Source organism: Micromonospora sp. WMMD956 (assembly GCF_029626125.1).
Classification (GTDB): Bacteria; Actinomycetota; Actinomycetes; order Mycobacteriales; family Micromonosporaceae; genus Micromonospora; species Micromonospora carbonacea.
In genome coordinates this window covers 3365065-3382427 of the sequence record NZ_JARUBI010000005.1, presented here as the reverse complement: position 1 = coordinate 3382427, position 17363 = coordinate 3365065, and the positions used below count along the sequence as shown (strand labels likewise).

General features: G+C 73.3%; 14 protein-coding genes. 8 read left to right on the top strand and 6 right to left on the bottom strand.

Going from position 1 to position 17363, the window contains the following annotated elements; genetic code table 11:
• Positions 1–55 precede the first annotated feature (55 nt).
• The gene (locus O7628_RS15600) at positions 56–250 is read left to right on the top strand and encodes a hypothetical protein (protein WP_278131408.1); all 195 of its coding nucleotides are present in this window, start codon (positions 56–58) and stop codon (positions 248–250) included.
• An 89-nt stretch (positions 251–339) separates the two neighbouring features.
• A complete protein-coding gene (locus O7628_RS15595; RefSeq protein ID WP_278131405.1) occupies positions 340–1467 on the top strand; it encodes a glycosyl hydrolase 53 family protein in 1128 nt (375 codons plus the stop codon).
• A gap of 36 nt (positions 1468–1503) precedes the next feature.
• On the opposite strand, the gene O7628_RS15590 is transcribed toward O7628_RS15595, so the two are convergent.
• Positions 1504–2874, bottom strand: coding sequence for a permease prefix domain 1-containing protein (locus O7628_RS15590; RefSeq protein ID WP_278131404.1), 1371 nt, complete (start codon positions 2872–2874; stop codon positions 1504–1506).
• The gene (locus tag O7628_RS15585; RefSeq protein WP_278131402.1) at positions 2871–3245 is read right to left on the bottom strand and encodes a PadR family transcriptional regulator; all 375 of its coding nucleotides are present in this window, start codon (positions 3243–3245) and stop codon (positions 2871–2873) included. Before O7628_RS15585 ends, O7628_RS15590 begins: the two co-directional genes overlap by 4 nt.
• Positions 3246–3418: 173 nt before the next feature.
• Here O7628_RS15585 and O7628_RS15580 point away from each other — a divergent pair, with 173 nt between their 5' ends.
• Positions 3419–4999 (top strand): bifunctional NAD(P)/FAD-dependent oxidoreductase/class I SAM-dependent methyltransferase, encoded by a 1581-nt coding sequence (locus O7628_RS15580; RefSeq protein WP_278131400.1) that lies wholly within the window; start codon positions 3419–3421, stop codon positions 4997–4999.
• A gap of 72 nt (positions 5000–5071) precedes the next feature.
• Here O7628_RS15580 and O7628_RS15575 read toward each other — a convergent pair whose 3' ends face one another.
• Positions 5072–6718, bottom strand: coding sequence for a cellulose binding domain-containing protein (locus tag O7628_RS15575; RefSeq protein ID WP_278131398.1), 1647 nt, complete (start codon positions 6716–6718; stop codon positions 5072–5074).
• 270 nt (positions 6719–6988) lie between these two features.
• Between O7628_RS15575 and O7628_RS15570 the strand changes: the two genes are divergently transcribed.
• From O7628_RS15570 to O7628_RS15550, 5 genes are all read left to right on the top strand, one after another.
• Positions 6989–7540: an RNA polymerase sigma factor gene (locus O7628_RS15570; RefSeq protein WP_278131395.1), complete on the top strand. Its 552-nt coding sequence runs from the start codon at positions 6989–6991 to the stop codon at positions 7538–7540.
• Complete coding sequence (locus tag O7628_RS15565) at positions 7537–8340, top strand: hypothetical protein (RefSeq protein ID WP_278131393.1); 804 nt, start codon at positions 7537–7539, stop codon at positions 8338–8340. The genes O7628_RS15570 and O7628_RS15565 overlap by 4 nt, the downstream gene beginning before the upstream one ends.
• 95 nt (positions 8341–8435) lie before the next feature.
• Positions 8436–9239 carry an ABC transporter ATP-binding protein gene (locus O7628_RS15560; protein WP_278131391.1) on the top strand — a complete coding sequence of 268 codons (804 nt, stop codon included), beginning with the start codon at positions 8436–8438 and terminating at the stop codon, positions 9237–9239.
• Positions 9236–10615 carry a hypothetical protein gene (locus O7628_RS15555; protein ID WP_278131389.1) on the top strand — a complete coding sequence of 460 codons (1380 nt, stop codon included), beginning with the start codon at positions 9236–9238 and terminating at the stop codon, positions 10613–10615. The genes O7628_RS15560 and O7628_RS15555 overlap by 4 nt, the downstream gene beginning before the upstream one ends.
• Positions 10612–11226: a hypothetical protein gene (locus O7628_RS15550; RefSeq protein WP_278131387.1), complete on the top strand. Its 615-nt coding sequence runs from the start codon at positions 10612–10614 to the stop codon at positions 11224–11226. The genes O7628_RS15555 and O7628_RS15550 overlap by 4 nt, the downstream gene beginning before the upstream one ends.
• A gap of 93 nt (positions 11227–11319) precedes the next feature.
• Here the strand turns inward: O7628_RS15550 and O7628_RS15545 are convergent, their stop codons facing one another.
• The 3 genes from O7628_RS15545 to O7628_RS15535 form a co-directional block, all read right to left on the bottom strand.
• Complete coding sequence (locus tag O7628_RS15545) at positions 11320–14478, bottom strand: Ig-like domain-containing protein (protein ID WP_278131385.1); 3159 nt, start codon at positions 14476–14478, stop codon at positions 11320–11322.
• A 248-nt stretch (positions 14479–14726) separates the two neighbouring features.
• Complete coding sequence (locus O7628_RS15540) at positions 14727–15512, bottom strand: FkbM family methyltransferase (RefSeq protein WP_278131383.1); 786 nt, start codon at positions 15510–15512, stop codon at positions 14727–14729.
• Between the two features lie 210 nt (positions 15513–15722).
• Complete coding sequence (locus O7628_RS15535; RefSeq protein ID WP_278131381.1) at positions 15723–17264, bottom strand: glycosyltransferase family 2 protein; 1542 nt, start codon at positions 17262–17264, stop codon at positions 15723–15725.
• Positions 17265–17363 lie beyond the last annotated feature (99 nt).

Genomic DNA, 17363 nt, shown 5'->3' with positions numbered 1-17363 from the left:
CGGCAGCACCATCCGCAGCCGCCCAGGTTCTCCTCTTTAGAAACGGGACTCCCGCATGACTCTCCACGACGACGACCGCTCGGCCCTGTTCCTCGTCACGCCGACCGCCGACGACCGCGACGACCGGGGCGTGACCTTCGACGGCAGCGAGGAGGCGATGCGGCGGCTGCGGCACCCGTTCGCGGTGGGCCCGGTCGACCAGGCTGCCGCCCCGACGGCGGCGGGCGACCACCCGGAGCGGAACGCCTGACGGGCCCGCCACCTGTGGTATATATTGACATCGATTGATGTCCGGCGGTGCCGCGCCCCGGCCCCGCGCCCGCCACCGAGGAGGTCGGGATGACCCGGCGCCGCTCCCGCCCGCACGCCTGGATCGCCGCGTTCCTCGCGCTGGTCGCCCTGCCGGCCGCCCTGCTCGTGCCGCCCGCGCCGGCGTCGGCCGCGAACACGCTCACCATGCTGGGCGCGGACGTCTCCAGCGTGCAACGCAGCCTGGACCTCGGCGCGCGCTACTACGACGCCGCCGGCACGGCGCGGGACCCGCTGGACATCCTCAAGGGCCTCGGCGTCAACTACGTCCGGCTCCGGGTCTGGAACAACCCCGCCAGCGGCTGGAACAACAAGGCCCGGGTGCTGGCGTACGCGCGGACGGTCAAGGCCAAGGGCCTCAAGCTGATGGTCGACTTCCACTACTCGGACACCTGGGCCGACCCGGGCAAGCAGTACAAGCCCGCCGCCTGGGCCAGCCACGGCATCGGCCAGTTGCAGCCGGACGTCTACAACTACACCTACGACGTCTGCGCGAGCCTCAAGGCGCAGGGCACCACGCCGGACAGCGTGCAGATCGGCAACGAGATCAACGTCGGCATGCTGTGGAACGACGGCAAGGTCGTCAACAACGACTTCACCAACCTCAGCCTGCTGCTCAAGGCCGGCTACCAGGCGACAAAGCAGTGCAACGGCGGCACCCAGGTGATCGTCCACACCGCCAACGCGGACAGCATGGCCAACGCGCGCTGGTTCTACGACGGCATCCGGGCCAAGGGCGTCCAGTGGGACCTGACCGCCCTGTCCTACTACTGCATGTGGCACGGCAGCCTGGCCAACCTCTACAACGTCATCACCGACGTGCGGACCCGCTACGGCAGGCCCGTCGTGCTCACCGAGACGGCGTACCCGTTCACCGCCGCGAACGCCGACGGCGAGCCGAACTCGGTCAACGGCGGCGAGCCCTGCGCCGGCCACCCCGCGAGCTGGAGCGGGCAGGCCACCGAGTTCTCCTGGGTGCAGAACACCGCCCGCGACGCCGGTGCCGTCGGCGTCTTCTACTGGGAGCCAACCTGGTACGCCGTCCCCGGCAACGGGTGGGACCCGGCGAACATCAACGGCACCGGCAACCAGTGGGACAACATGGCCATCTTCAACTGGACCGGCCAGGTGAACCCCGGCATCCGCTGGACCCCGTGACCCGCCCCGCCGCAGTGGGCGGGGCGGCGCACGGGGTCAGGCGAAGTCGAACACGAGCGGGAAGGCCAGGACGACGACCCAGGCCCAGCCGGCGTACACGGCGAGGTAGCGGGTCTGCCAGCGTTCCAGGCGGGCGAAGGGGGTGCGGCCCCGGACGAAGCCGAGGAACAGCCACGCCGACCAGGCCAGGTTGGTCAGCAGCACGATGTTCTCGCCCAGCGCCGCCGTCTTGTTGGGGCTGAAGCCCCACTCGGTGATCCGGCCGGTGATCGCCACCAGCACCAGGACGTCGATGACCAGGGCGCTGACGACGAGCGCCAGTTGCAGGCGGTCGAACGGGCCGGGCCGGGCCACGGCGTCGCGGGCGGAGATGGCATACAGCAGCAGGCCCAGCACGACGACGAGCAGCAGGTCGAACAGGATGAGCACGTCGCGCTCGACGTCGATGCCGCTGGTGGTCCAGGCGACGGCGGCCAGGAACGCCACCAGGGTGGCGGCGAACAGCGGGGTGAAGACCCGGGTCAGCACCGGGGCCATGTTCTCGATGACGCTCTGCTTCGCCTCCACCAGCCACGCCGACACGACGACCGCCGCCATCGCGCCGCACGGCAGCAGCCACGAGCTGATGAAGCCCTCGGCGTCGATGCCGATGGCCCGGAAGGTGCCGGCGGTGAAGGCCGTGAGCACGCCGCCGCCCAGGGCGAGGAGGCTGAAGTAGATCACCCACTCGCCGGTGAACCGGATGAAGTCCATCCGGCGCCGCTCGGAGCGCCAGTCACCGCCCACGTAGGCGACGCCGACGACCAGCCACAGCGCGAGCGGCAGGTGGATCGCCGTGAGCCCGAAGGACTGCGAGTCCGCGGCGAGCGGGTACGCGTTGGCGGCGACCGCGCCGAGGGCGAACAGCGCCGCGAGCGCCCCGACGACGCGGACGCCGACCCGGCGCTGCCAGGCGAAGTACGCGGCCAGCGCCGGCAGCGCGAAGAGGCTCAGGTTGCGGGCGTAGAAGGCGGCGTCGTCGTCGGCCAGGTCCAGCCCGAACCAGCTCGGCACCTTGATCGCGAGCGCCGCGAGGGCCGCGCAGAGCACCATGACGGGCAGTTCGCGGCGGGTGCGGGCGGCGGCGGGCGCGTCCGGCTCGCCCGGCAGCACGAGTTGCTTCCACAGCCGCTCGGAGTGCTCGCGGGCGAACTCCCGCGACAGTTCGTCGAGGCTGCCCATGCGCTTGACGGCGATGAGGAACGCCTCGTCGGTGCGCAGGCCCGCCTCGGTCAGCTCGGTGATCCGGCTGCGCAGGTGGTCCTCCAGCTCCTCGGTGTCGGCGTGGTGCAGCTCCCGGCGGCGGCGCGTGTAGGCCCGCCACTGCGCGATCTGGCCCTCCAGGTCGCTGTCGCTGTCGAGGGTCATCGTCCCGCCTCCCAGGCCGGCGCCGCGATCGGGTTGATGGACCGGGTCGTGTTCCAGACGCCGCGCAGCGCGTCGACGACCGCGGCCCACTGGCGGTGCTGCTCGACCAGCTCGGCCCGGCCCTGGTCGGTGATGCGGTAGTACTTGCGGCGACGCCCCCCGGGCGGGGTCTGCCAGTACGACTCGACGTGCCCGAGCCGCTCCAGGCGGTGCAGCAGCGGGTAGAGCAGCCCTTCGGTCCATTCGAGCTGCCCGCCCGACAGGTCGTTGACCTGCTTGAGGATCGCGTAGCCGTAGCTCTCGCCCTCGGCGAGGATCCCCAGCACGAGCGGCGTCGCCGAGGCGGCGACGAGGTCCTTGGTGATGTGCATCCGACCCCCTATCCCTAGAACTGCAATGCATAGTAGTTCTAGGTAAAGCGGCCCCGCAATCCCCTCGGCGGGGTCGCCCCGCCCGGTCGGAGTTTGCCGTTTCGGCAACTTCTCTTGTCGATTCGGCCGGGTGCGCGGCACGGTGGGCGCACGACGAGCGGAGGAGGCGCGCGGTGGACGAGGCGTACGACGTGGTGGTGGTCGGCGGGGGCGCGGCCGGGCTGAGCGGGGCCCTGGCCCTCGTCCGGGCGCGGCGGTCGGTGCTGGTGGTGGACGCCGGGCAGCCGCGCAACGCCCCGGCCGGGCACGTGCACAACTACCTGGGCCGGGAGGGCACCCCGCCGGCCGAGCTGGTGGCGGCCGGGCGCGACGAGGTGACCCGTTACGGCGGCGAGATCGTCGCCGGCCGGGTCGAGGCGGCGGCCCGGGAGGGCACCGGCTTCGTGGTCACGCTGGACGGCGGGCGGGCCGTGCGGGCGCGGCGGCTGCTGGTGGCGACCGGGCTCGTCGACGAGCTGCCCGACGTGCCGGGGCTGGCCGAGCGGTGGGGGCGCGACGTGCTGCACTGCCCGTACTGCCACGGCTGGGAGGTCCGGGACCGGCGCATCGGCGTCCTGGCCACCGGGCCGACGGCCGTGCACCAGGCGGAGCTGTGGCGGCAGTGGAGCCCGCACGTGCTGCTCCTGCTGCACGACGCGACGCTCGCCGCCGAGGACGCCGAGCGGCTCGCCGCCCGGGAGATCACCGTCGTGGCGGGCCCGGTCGCGGCGGTCGAGGTCGCCGACGACACGCTGACCGGGGTACGGCTGGCCTCCGGCGAGGTCGTCGCGCTCGACGCGGTGGTCGTCGCGCCCCGGTTCACCGCCCGCGCCGCGGTGCTGGAGTCGCTGGGGTGCAAGCCGGTCGACGTCGAGTTCGACGGGCAGGTGATCGGCAGCCAGGTGCCGGCCGACCCGACCGGGGCCACCGCCGTGCCCGGGGTGTGGGTCGCGGGCAACGTGGCCGACGTGCGCGCCCAGGTAGTCTCCTCCGCCGCGGCGGGCCTGACCGCCGGCGCGGCGGTCAACGCCGACCTCGTCGCCGAGGAGGGCCGGGCCGCCGTCGACGCCTACCGGGAGCGGCTGCGGACGATGTTCGAGGAGGCCGCCTGGGAGGAGCGCTACCGCGCCCGGCCGACGGTGTGGAGCGGGCGACCGAACCCCCAGCTCGTCGCGGAGGTGACCGGGCTGCCGGCGGGCCGGGCGCTCGACGTCGGCTGTGGCGAGGGCGCCGACGCCGGCTGGCTCGCCGGGCGGGGCTGGCGGGTAACGGCGGTCGACATCTCCGCCACCGCCCTGGAGCGGGCCGCCGCCCACGCCGCGGCGGCGGGCCCCGAGGTCGCCGACCGCATCGAGTGGCTGCACGCCGACCTACGCGTCCGGCCGCCGGCCGAGGGCGCGTACGACCTGGTGTCGGCGCAGTTCATGCACCTGCCGGGCGTGGCGCGGCGGGAGCTGTTCGCGCGGCTCGCCGCGGCGGTCGCGCCGGGCGGGACGCTGCTGATCGTCGGGCACCACCCGCGCGACCTGCGCACCACCGCCCACCGGATGCACCTGCCGGACGCGATGTACACCGCCGAGGAGGTCGCCTCGGCCCTCGACCCCGCCGCCTGGCAGGTGCTGACCACCGAGACCCGGGCCCGGAACACGGTCGACCCGGAGGGCCGCGAGGTCACCATCCACGACGCCGTGCTGGTCGCCCGCCGCCGGGCGTGACCGGCCCCGCCCGGTGCGACGCACGCGCGCACCGGGCAGGGCCCGGCGTCAGGCTCGGGCCGTCACGCTCCCTCAGGGGCGGGAGCAGGGGCTGCCGTTGAGGGTGAAGGCCGCCGGCGCGGCCGAGTCGCCGGTGTGGTTGGCCTGGAAGCCGATGGAGACGGAGCCGCCGGGCGGGATCGTCGCGTTGTAGCTGACGTTGGTGGCGCTGACCTGCCCGCTGGTCGGGGCGTAGGTGGCGTTCCAGCCGCCGGTGATGCTCTGCCCGGCCGGCAGGGTGAACGTCAGGGACCACCCGTTGATCGCCGAGCTGCCCGTGTTGGTGATCGTGATGTCCTCGGTCAGGCCCGTGCTCCACGCGTTGACGGTCGCGCCGACCCGGCACCCGGCCGCCGGCGGGCCCGTCGTGGGCGGCGGGGTGGGCGAGGGCGGGGTGGGCGGCGGGGTCGTGGTGGGGGGCGGGGTGCTGCCCGGGCCGCTGACCCGGTAGACGACCGTGCCGTGGCTCGGGACGCTGGCCGAGATCGTCCCGTTGGTGGTGGTGCTGGTGCCGTTGGTCCACGCGTCGCGCAGGGTGAGGGTGCTGCCGCTCATGCCGATCGCGGGGGCCGTGGTCGAGATCGTCGTGGTCGCGCTGCCCTGGTTGAACAGCGCCACCGCCACGTCGCCATCGGCCAGCTTCTTCGCCAGCACCCGACGGGTGCCGTCGTTGGACACCTGCACCCCCTGGAGGCCGAGGGGGTCCTGGTTGATCGCGATCAGGTTCTGGTTCTTGAGGATCGTCTGCGTCGCCGCGTTCATCGACCGGATGTCGTTGCCCGCGATCAGCGGGGACGCCATCATCGCCCACATCGCGAAGTGGCTACGCATCTCCGTGTCGGTCATCCCGCCCCGACCGACCTCCATCATGTCCGGGTCGTTGAACGCCCCCGGCCGGGCGTACGACGCCAGCGGCACGGTCACGTTGATGATGTTCTGGATACCCATCGGGTAGCCGTTGGTCTGCCCGGTGTTCCACGCGTTGGTGATGTCCTCCGTGGTCCGCCACATGTTCGCCACGTCGCCCCAGTTGCGCTGGGGACCCGTCTTCGCGTGGATGCTGTTCGGGTTGATGCTGTAGACGATCGGCCGGCCGGTCGCCGCCAGCGCGTCGCGCATCTTCGCGAACGTCGCCACCTGGTCGTTGATCGAGCCCTCCGGGGAGCACCAGTCGTACTTCAGGAAGTCGACCCCCCAGGCGGCGAACTGCCGCGCGTCCTGGACCTCGTGCCCGCGGCTGCCGGTCGCCCCCGGGTAGCCGCCGAAGTACTGCGCGCAGGTCTTGTCCACCGGCACCTGGTAGATGCCGAACTTGAGGCCCTTGCCGTGGATGTAGTCCCCCAGCGCCTTCATCCCGCTGGGGAAGCGCCCCGGATCGCCCTGGAGGTTGCCGGCGGAGTCCCGGTTGGGGTTGAACCAGCAGTCGTCCACCACCACGTACTGGTAGCCCAGGTCCCGCATGCCGGTGCTGACGATCGCGTCCGCCATCTGCCGGATCAACGCCTCGTTGATGTTGCAACCGAACGTGTTCCAGCTGTTCCAGCCCATCGGCGGGGTGCGGGCCACCCCGTTCTCCAACGCCTGGCCCGCCGGGGCGTACATGCCCACGGCGGCGCCGACCAGCAGGGACCCGGCCGCCAGGGCGGTCACCCACCGGCGGCGGGAAGTGGCACGTCTCATCGTTGTCTCCTCTTCGGCGGCGGAGCCGACCGCCGCGGACGCCGGACCGGGCACCCCGGGCCGGATAACTATCGGCGTCTATGTTATCGATAACAGCACCGCCGCCGGGGCATCCGCTCCCCGACCCCGCCGACCCGGGCCACCCCACCGCAACCCGGCGATGGACCGGCGGGGCGGACCGGCGGCGGACCGGCGGCGGTACTCGGTGGCTGTGACGTGCCTCACTGCGTTTGGGAAACCGGGGCGGCACCGGGAATCGTCTTGCCTGTTGTGAGACAGAGCTTGGAGACCCTCGACGAGGGTGCGCTGCTGCGCCGCGTCGCCCGGGGCGACCGGCGGGCCTTCGACGAGCTGTACCGCCGCACGTCGCCCTGGTTGACCGCCCGGCTGCGGCGACGCTGCTCAGACGACGACGTGGTTGCCGAGGTGCTCCAGGACACCTACCTCGCGGTGTGGCGGTCGGCCGCCAGCCAGGCCCAGCACTCGGGCGGCGGCAGCGCCGTCGGCTGGCTCTGGACGATCGCCGCGCACCGGCTGGTCGACGCGTTCCGCGCCCGCGCCCGCGCCGCCCGGGTCCCGGCGGTGCAGACCTTCGCCACCGTCGCCCCCGCCGCCGAGGAGGAGGCGCTGGCCGGCGGGATGGACGCCGACCTGGAGCAGGCCCTGCTGGCGTTGCCGCCCAACCTGCGCCGGGTGCTGCGCGCCATGGTGCTCGACGGGCTGACCACGCGGGAGACCTCGGTGCTGCTCGGCATGCCGGAGGGCACCGTGAAGACGTACGCGCGGCGGGCCCGCATCGCGCTCCGGGAGGCGCTGTCATGACCGACCACCCCACCCCCGCCCTCCTCTCCCGGTACGCCACCGGCGACGACGGCGACGACGGCGTCGACGACGTCACCGTCTGGGCCGTCGAGGCGCACCTGGAGTCCTGCGCCGGATGCCGGGCGCTGCTGGCCGGCGCGGTCGACCCGGCCGCCCGGCAACTGCTGGACCGGGTGGCCGTCGGGATCGCCGCCGGCCTCGACGCCGGGCCCGGACCGGTGCGTCGTCGGCGGCTGCGGCGCACCGGTGTCGCCGCGCGGCTCCTGCCCTGGCTGGCCACGGCCACCGCGCTGGTGCTCGTCGCGGTCCTGCTGGAGCTGGTGTCGGTACGGATGCCGTCACCGGTGCTGCTGGTCGCGCCGCTGGCGCCGCTGCTGATGGTGGCCGCCGCGTGGAGCCGACGCACCGATCCGGCCTGGGAACTGATCGCCACCACGCCCCGCGCCGGGCTGTCGCTGCTGCTGCGCCGGGCCCTCGCGATCCTGACGGCGGTCGTCCCGGTGCTGGCCGTGGCGGGCTGGTGGACCGGGCACGCGCCGGCGGTGTGGCTGCTGCCGTGCCTGGCCTTCACCGCGGGCGCCCTGGCGCTGGGCGGGCTGGTCGGGGTGGACCGGGCAGCGCTCGGCCTGGCGGTCGCCTGGTCCGCCGGCGTGATCACCCCGAGCCTGGTCGGCCAGGAGCTGCCGATCCTCCTCGAGAACCGTAGCTGGCCCGGCTGGGCGCTGGCCACCGTCGCGCTGAGCGCGGCGGTGCTCCTGCGGGCCACCGACCACAGCCGGCTGCGCGCAGACCGGAGCTGACCGGCCCGGGCGGCACCGGCGACCCCGGCCGCCCGGGCCGGCGCCACCCTTCTCCGTCGGCGGACACCGCCGACGACACGACGAACGGAGAGATGATGATGCGTGCCGTCAGCGCGGCGGAGACCGCACCGACCACGTACGCGTGGACCGTACACGCCGACAACCTGGCGGTCCGCGCCGGCCGACGCCTCGCGGTCAACGGACTCGACCTGGCGCTGGGCACCGGTGTGCACGGGCTGCTCGGCCCGAACGGCGCCGGCAAGACCACCCTGATGCGGGCGCTCGCCACCGTGGTGAAGCCCGCCGGCGGGCGGCTCGACCTGCTGGGCGAGGACGTCAGCGGCCGCGCCGACCTGCGGCGGGTCCGCCGCAGGCTGGGCTACCTGCCGCAACACTTCGGCTTCTACCCGCGCTTCACCGTCCGGGAGTTCGTCGAGTACATGGCCTGGCTCAAGGAGATGCCGAAGGCCGACATCCCCGGCGCGGTCCAGCGGGCCGTCGACCGGGTGGGCCTGACCGACCGGGCCGACGCCAGGATGAAGACGCTCTCCGGCGGCATGGTGCGCCGCGCCGGGATCGCCCAGGCGATCGTCAACGACCCGGAGCTGCTGCTGCTCGACGAGCCGACCGTCGGCCTCGACCCCGAGCAGCGGCTCGACTTCCGCGAGTTGCTCCGCGACATCGGGTCGGACAGCTGCGTGCTGGTCTCCACCCACCTGGTCGAGGACGTCGCCGTGGCCTGTAGCGACGTGGTGCTGGTCCACGAGGGCCGGCTGGTGTGGCAGGGCACCACGGCGCAGCTCGCCGAGCAGGGCGGCACCGGCGACGCCGGGGACAGCGCGGCCGAACGCGGCTACTCGGCGCTGCTGCGCACCCACCGGGAGCAGGTGGCGGCATGACCGGGCGGATCATGCGGATCGAGGTACGCCGCTCGGCGGTCCCCGGCATCGCCCTGCTGCTGGTGATCGTCGGCGCCGCGCTCATGCTGACCGTCACCGGTGGGTACGCGGGGCGGTGGACGCAGTTGGCGGTGTACGCCCGGTCCACGCTGATGATGCTGATGCCGCTGGCGCTGGCCGGCGGCGCCTGGCTGGGACGCCGCGACCGACGGCACCGGGTCGACGAGCTGTTCGGCACCACCGTCCGGTCCCGGTGGCGGCGCAGCCTCCCGCTCGCCGCCGGATACGCGCTCGCGCTGGTCGCCGTCTACCTGCTGACGTTCCTCCTCGGGATCCCCTGGGTGGCGCCGAGCGCCGGATACTTCCCCGTCTCGACGATCCCGATCACCGCGGTCGGCGCGCTCGCGCTGGTCGCCGCCGGCTGGCTGGGCATGGCCGCCGGCCGGGCGGTGCCCCGGGTGGCCACCGCCCCCGTCCTCGCGGTGGTCGCGTTCGCCGTGCTGACCTTCGTGCCCGACTACGTCTCGATGTCCGGCTACGACGAGAACTTCACGAAGGTCCGGCCCGACCCGGCGGCGCTGCTGCTGGCCCCCGGCATCAATTCGTTGAACGACTTCATGACGGTCCCGTCGTCGGTCAGCCTGCTCCAGGCGCTGTGGCTGGCGGCCCTCGCCGCGACCGGGCTGCTGCTGCTCGGCGCGGTCGGCCGCCGCGCCGTCGCGCTGGCCGTGCTGCCGGCCGTGGTCGGTGCCGCCGTCGCGGTGCCGTTGCTGCCCACCGGCGGATACTCCGGGTCGGCCGTGCTCGATCCGGTCGCCGTCGAGCTGGTCTGCGACGACGACGGCCCGCAGGTCTGTGTGACCCGGGCGCACGCCGCGCTGCTGCCCGAGGTCGTCGGCCCGGCCCGGGAGGCGCTGGCCCTCATCGACGCGAAGCTGCCCGGCACCGCACCCACCCGCGTGGAGGAGGGCCGGCAGCTGCTCGACAACACGGTCCGGGCGGACGCGAGCCACGTCCGCGACGACGGAACCCTGGTCTTCGACGCCCTGTCGATCGGCTGGACCGGCTTCTCCGACGTCTCGCCCGAGGAACTGTCGGCAGCGCTGCTCGACGCCGCCTGGTGGCGGGAGTGCGAGACCGAGCACCCGACCTTCCTGGCCCGTGCGGTCGCCGTCGCCTGGCTCACCGGCGGGCAGCCGGACCTCGGTCGGGGGTCGTCGGCCCCCGAGGAGCGGGAGAAGGCGGACACCGCCCTGCGGGAGCTGCGGAAGCTGCCCTCCGACGAGCAGCGTAAGCGGGTGCAGGCGGCCCGGGCCGCCGCGCTCGGCTGCGAGATCGGCCGGTTCCACTCGCTGCTGTTCCTGGCGCAGCCGTGAGGTGGCTCCGGCTGTACCTGCGGGCCCGCCGGGTCCCCCTGGCGCTGGCCGGCACGGTGTGCGCGATCGGATCGCTCTGGGCGAGCTGGCCGCACTTCTCCGACGGGCAGACCGTCAACGCCCGGGTGGTCAGCGCCGCCGCGCTGATCGCGGCGGTCGCCGTCGGCACCACGCTCGGCGGCGCCGACGACGCGCTCGACCACACCGCGTCGGTCAACTGGCCCGCCCGCCGCGCCGGGCACGTGCTGGCGGCCGCCGCCGCGGTCGTCGCGCTGCTCCTGGTCAGCACGCTCACCGACGTGCGGTTCGAGCCGCTGGGCGTGGTGGCGCGCAACACCGCCGGGCTGCTCGGGCTCACCGCGCTCGGCGCCGCGCTGCTGGGCGCCGCGCTGTCCTGGATCGCCCCGCTGATCTGGACCCTCGTCGCACTCCTGCCGTGGCTGGGGCCGAGCGACCAGGTGCGGTTGCAGATCGCCGCCTGGCTGGTCCAGCCGGCCGGCACCACCGCCGCGACGGCCTGCGCGACGCTCCTCGCGGTGGTCGGGCTCGTCGCGTACGCCCTGCGGGGGTGCCCCCGTCGCCCGGCCGCGGAGACGGCCCCCGACCGGTGACGTGGCCCGCTCCCGGTCGGGCGGCCGGATGCGGGCCGGGCCGCGTCGGGGCGGAGATCGCCCCGACGCGGCCCGGGTGAAACCGACGTCAGCTCAGCTGACGGTCACCGAGATGGTGGTGGGCGGCTGCTGGAGCTGCCCGTAGTTGTCGACCGCCCGCACCGAGATGGTGTACTTGCCCGCCGGCACCACCGGCGACGTGTAGGCGAAGTTCGACCCCGGCGAGCCCGGGCTGGTGAGGAACGTGGCGATCCACGGGGCGGAGCCGCCACCGAACGTGCCGGAGGAGCTCATCCCCTGGCCCGCGCCGTTGACGATCTGCACCTCCACCTTCGACATGCCGACGTCGTCCACCGCGCGCCCGGTCACCACGATCCGCGAGTCGCCGAAGACCGCGCCGTTGGTCGGGCTGAGGCTCGGCTCCAGGCGCGGGTCGAGGTCGCCCGGGTAGACGAGGTACTTGGCGGTGGCCCCGGAGGTCGAACTGTCCTGCTGGCCCGACGTGTCGACGGCCCACGCCTCGACGCTGTACTCGCCCTTGGTCGGCAGGTCGATCGACAGGGTGAAGGCGGTGCTCTTCGCGCCGGGCGCGGCGAGCGTGGCGTTCACCGTGGCGAAGCTCGCCGCCATCGTGCCGTTGGGCTGCACGTAGCGGCCGGTGTCCAGGTCGCGCAGCGCCACCCGGACGGCCTGCACGCCCTTGTCGTCGGTCGCGGTGCCGGCCAGGTCGAGGTGCAGCTGCTCGACGTTCTGGTCGGTGCCGGTGAAGTTCAGCTTGCCGTTCGGGAAGGCGTCGCCCGGCACCTGGGCGGTGACGCTCAGCTTGCCCAGGTCGGCGTTCGTCGTGACCAGGCCCAGGTTGTCGGTGGCGCGGACCCGGAAGTCGTAGATGCCCGGGGTGAGCGACGCCGTGGTGAACGACCAGTTGTACGACGCGGCGTTGAGGTTCGTCGGCGACACCCGGTGGTACGCCGCGACCGCGTCCACGCCCCACGTGCCGTCGGCGGCCAGCGACTCGCGGGTGGTGGTGTTGCGCAGGTAGACCTCGACCGACTTCAGGGTGCCGTCGTCGCTGGCGGTGCCGGAGAAGGTGACCGGGCTGCCAGGGGCGACCGTGATCGGCGCGGCGGCGGTGGGCGGGTTCATCGCGGCGGGCGCGGTGATGGCCACCGTCGGCGCCACCCCGTCCTCCGCGATGATCCAGTCGCGGACCTCGCCCTTGAGGTCGGCCTGGCCGGCGGTGTCGACGGCGGTGGCGGTCATCCGCCACTCGCCCTCGGTCGGCAGGGTCACCTCGACCTGCCAGGTGGTCGACACCGCGCCGATCACGTCCGGCTCCGTGCGGAACGTGTTGTAGACCGGCGCGACCGTGCCGTCGTCCTGGAGGTAGTGGTTGTCCGGGGTGCGGAACGAGTAGGTCAGCGCCTCGACGCCCTTGTCGTCGGTGGCGGTGCCGGTGGCCACGAAGGTCTTCGTGGCGAGCAGGCCGGCGGCCGGCGCGCTGATCTTCGTCGTCGGGGGCAGGTCGTCGAAGCTGAACGTCTCGATCTTCTTGACGGCCTTCGTCGCGTCGGTCTCGCTGCTGGTGCGACCGAACGTCTTCGCCTGGATCTGGTATTCGCCGACGGGCAGCGAGACGGCCAGCGACCACATGGTCGAGGTGGCGTTCGGGCTGGCCAGGGTCGACACGATGACGGCGGACGAGCCCCACGTCTTCAGGTCCGGCTGGAGGTACTTCTTGGAGCCGCGGTTCTGGATCTCGACCTGCACCTTCTTGACGCCGGACGGCGCGGTCGCCTGGCCCTCGATGGTGAACGAGCCGTTGGCGGGCTTCACCCGGCCCTCGATGGGCGTGTCGATCGTCGTCTCCACCGCCGAGGGCGCCGGCACCCGGCCCAGGTCGAAGAAGCCGACCCGGCCCACCGTCTGGCCGCCCTTGGTGTTGCCGTCGCCGCCGACGAAGAGGCCGCGCGGGGTGGCCAGCATCGCCTTCTCGCCCTCGTAGGAGCTGGAACCCGGGTTCCACTCCAGGGCGGTGCCCGTCGCCGGGTCGAGCGCGCCGAGGTGGTCGCGGCGGACCACCTGGTCGCCGAGGCCGTAGCCGCTGAGGCCCTGGCCCGTGCCGTACCCGACGTTGTCCAGGCCCGGCCACGGGACGTTGGCGGTCGGCGACTCCTGCCAGCTGAAGTGGCCGCCGACGTACACGGCCGCCTCGGTGACGGCGACCGAGTAGATGCTGTCGAAGTGCCGGGAGATCCAGATCGGCTCGACGTTGTCGCCGCCGGCCACCGGGAACGCCATCGCGGTGTCGTTGATCGGCGGGCGGTCGCCGCCCGAGCCGCTGGTGACCACGAAGTACGAGTCGTCCGGCGCGATGTCGCCGCCGAAGGCCCGCTGGATGCCGCCGACGAACGAGAGGTTGTCCTCCCACAGCCGGGTGCGCCACGGCAGCAGGGTCTTGGCGGCGGTGTCGATCAGGCCGACGCCGTAACGGTCCTGGCCGGCGATCTGCCGGCCGGTGTGGACGACCATCAGCTTCGCGCCGTCGTGGGTCAGCTTGAGCTGCTGCACGGTGAGCATGCCGCCGACGCCGATGCCGCCGGACAGTTGCAGGTCGAAGCCGGTGTCCACCGCTCCCGTCGTCGGGTTGAGCGCCGCCAGGCCGGTGCGGTTCGTGCTGTTGATCTTGGTGAACTGGCCGCCCACGTACACCGCGTCGTTGGTCACGGCCAGGGCGGTCCCGCGGCCGTTGCCCTGCGCGGTGAAGCCGGCGACCGGGGCGCCGGTCACCGGGTCGAGCCGGGCGACCTTGCGCTTGGTGAGCCCGCCGACCGTGTTGAACGTGCCGGCCACGTAGAGCGCCGAGCCGTCGGGCGACGCCTCGACCGACTCGACGGCCCCGTCGAACGTCGGCCGGAAGGCGGTGTCCACCTTGCCCGTGTCGATGTTGTACGACGCCAGCCACCGCTGCGCCAGCGCGGTCTGCCCGACGTTGGCGATCCCGGTGAACGAGCCGGCGATGAAGACCCGGTTCCCGATCACCTCGATGTCGGTGACCTCACCGTCGGTGATCCTCGGGACGTCGTTGCGCGGTGCGCTGGGCACCAGCCCGGTGTGCCCCGGCCTTTCCACGACGAGCGCCTTGGCGGCAAGACCCGCCTGCCAGGCAGACACCGCCGCGATGACCGGTTGGCCGATCAACACGACAGTCCCGGCCACCAGACCCGCGATGACGCGGCTCCGAACACGCATCGAGACAACCCCCTGTAAGCGCCCGCATCGCGCCACCGGGTCGGCCCCGGCAGCGTCCACCTGCCGGCATGCCGAGGACACCGTAAGAGGCGCAACCGCCTCACCACCCCGCGCCCCGCCGGAATCCGGCCGATCGCCATCAGACATGATCCCGGCGACGGAACGCACCACCATCGGAGCGAATCTCACTCCACCGAACGGATCGGCCGGCGGTTACGTTCCGTGCTGACCCCGCTCCGGGGCCGGCCTCAGGCCCTGCTCAGCCGGGCGTAGACGTCGCCGGAGCGGCCCGCCGGGCGGAACCGCTCCAGCAGCCGCACCAGCCCGGCCGCGTCGAGCCACTCCTCGCTGGCGTAGCGCATCGTCTCCACCGGCGAATAGTTGTAACGGTACCCGCCGGCCATGCCGCCCAGTCGGTCCACGATCGCCAGCGCGGCGAGGGCCGCGTCGTGGGCCGGGGGAAGATACTCGAAGGACAGCGCGGGCAGGGCCCGGCTGAGCCCCGACAGCACGTCCACCTCGAAGCCCTCGACGTCGATCTTGCAGAACGCGGGCACGCCGTGCGCCGCGACGAGGTCGTCGAGGGTCACCACGTCGACCTCGACCGACCGGTCCCAGCGGACCCGGGAGAAGCTGTCGTCCGCCGCGACCGACTCGATCCAGTCGGTCGACATCGTCGAGACCGTCGGGGTGGCCGTGGACAGGGCGAGCCGCGCCGTCCCGGCGTGCGCGCCGACGGCCTCGGGCACGATCGTCACGTCCGGGTCCCGGCCGAAGAAGAGGCGCAGGGCCCGCAGGCAGTCGGGTTGCGGCTCCACCGCGACCACCCGCGCGCCCAGCCGCCGCCAGGTGCGCACCCGGCCGCCGACGTGGGCGCCGATGTCGAAGCCGACGTCCCCGGGCCCGAGGAACTCCCGGTAGAGCTCCAGCGCCCGGCGGTGCTTGTGCGGTTGGCCGTGGTAGATGGCCAGTGAGCGGGTGAGCCCCCAGGCCCGGCGCAACGTCCGTCGTCCGGGCCGCGGGTCGCTGGTCATGGTGGTCCTCCCGTCGCCCCGCCACCGGGACACCTCGGATCGTCGACGCCGCGCCCGTCGCCCCGCCGCCCAGCCGGACGCCGCACGGCGCTGACGATGACTACGCGGGCAGCGGCGAAACGGTTCATCCGCCCACGGGATGCCCTCCGGTCCACGAAGAGGTGAGAGGGGAACCCTGCTATGCCGAATGCGTTAACAGGGGGCCCTTCCTTACCGGCCCAGCAGCCGCCTGGCCACCCGGCGCAGGCGGTTGCGTACGCGCTGGTGCAGGGCGGGCTTCTGCTTCGCGGCGGGGACGACCCGTGCCGGCGGGGCCCCGTCGGCGGCGCACCGGAAGGTCAGCGGGAGCCGCGTGTCCTCGGTCCACCCGTTCTCGGTGAGGCGGGCCTTGAGCAGCCAGGTGCCCTCGGTCCGGCCCCCGTTCAGGGTGGCGAAGTCCACCGTGGCGGTGGCGTGGTGCACGAGATGCACCCGCCCCGGCCCCGCGTCGGGGACCGGTTCGTCCTCGACCCGGAACTCGACCGGCAGGAAGCACTCCTCGCCGCCCTCCTTGCGCCGGGCCACCACGTCGAGCCGGGTCATGGCCCGGCGGGCGGTGACGTCGAGGACCTCCGGGTCGAGGTCGACGGGCAGGACGATCTCGTAACGCCCGTCGGAGGCGGTGAGGGTCACCGGCTGGTCGCCGGACGCGAGGTGCGCGGTGACGTCGACGGTGAGGACCGTCCCGTCCACCCGGTGCCCGTCGACCCGGGCCCGGACCCGGACGCCCGTCTCCCACTCGGCGAGCTCGCGCAGCCCGGCGAGGTCGTCGGCCGCGGCGAGGGCCGTGATCGCCCGTTGCAGCGGCGGGAGCCCGGCGGCCACGCCCGGCGCGAAGCGCTCCCGGATGATCTTGCCGCACTCCAGCGCCACCTGCTCCACCCAGTCGGCCGGCTCGCCGAGGAACCGCTTGCCGCGCAGCCGGCTGACCATCTCGTTGCGCAGCCAGCGCCGGTGCAGCCTGTCGCGCAGCGGCCCCGGCTCCGTGTGCGCGTCGACGACGTCCAGCACGTCGCGCAGGTTGGCGTAGTAGCCCGCCGGGTCCAGCCCCTGCGCCGTCACGTTGCCGGCGTCCTGCCGGCGGATGTGGTGGTAGCAGACGTAGTTCGACAGCACGGAGGTGCGCTTGGACAGCAGGAAGGCCCGCACCACGAAGAGGTGGTCCTCCAGCCGGCGCTTCTCCTCCACGAAGCGGATCTCGTGCCCGTCGAGGAAGGACCGGCGGAACAGCTTGTGCGCCGTCAGGCTGTCGATCAGCGGCGCGTTGTCCAGCGTGGCGTCGGGGCGGTCCCGGCGGAACAGCTCACGCGGCACCGAGCGCCCGTGGCCGGCCATCTTGCCGATCACGATGTCCGCGTCGTTCTCGACGGCGTACGCGTAGAGACGCTCCAGCGCCTCGTCGCCGAACCAGTCGTCATCGTCGGAGAAGAAGACGTACTCGCCGCGGGCGTTGGCCACGCCGACGTTGCGCGGCCGCGACGGCCAACCGGAGTTCTCGATGTGCACCACCCGGATGTGCGGGTGCTCGGCGGCCAGCTCGTCCAGCCGGGCCCCGGTCGAGTCGGTGGAGCCGTCGTCGACGAAGACCGCCTCGAACTCCCCCGGCGGCAGCGACTGGCGCAGCAGCGAGGCGATCAGCCTCTCGATGTGCGGGCCCGAGTTGTAGGCCGGCACCACCACGCTGACTTTCGGAGCATTCGTACTGGCGGTCATCGTCTTCTTCCCCGTCGGGTCCGTGAACCGGTGTCTGCACAACCGACGAACATCATGGACCCGGAGGCGCACCCTGCGGTGCCCCACGTGTGTCCACGC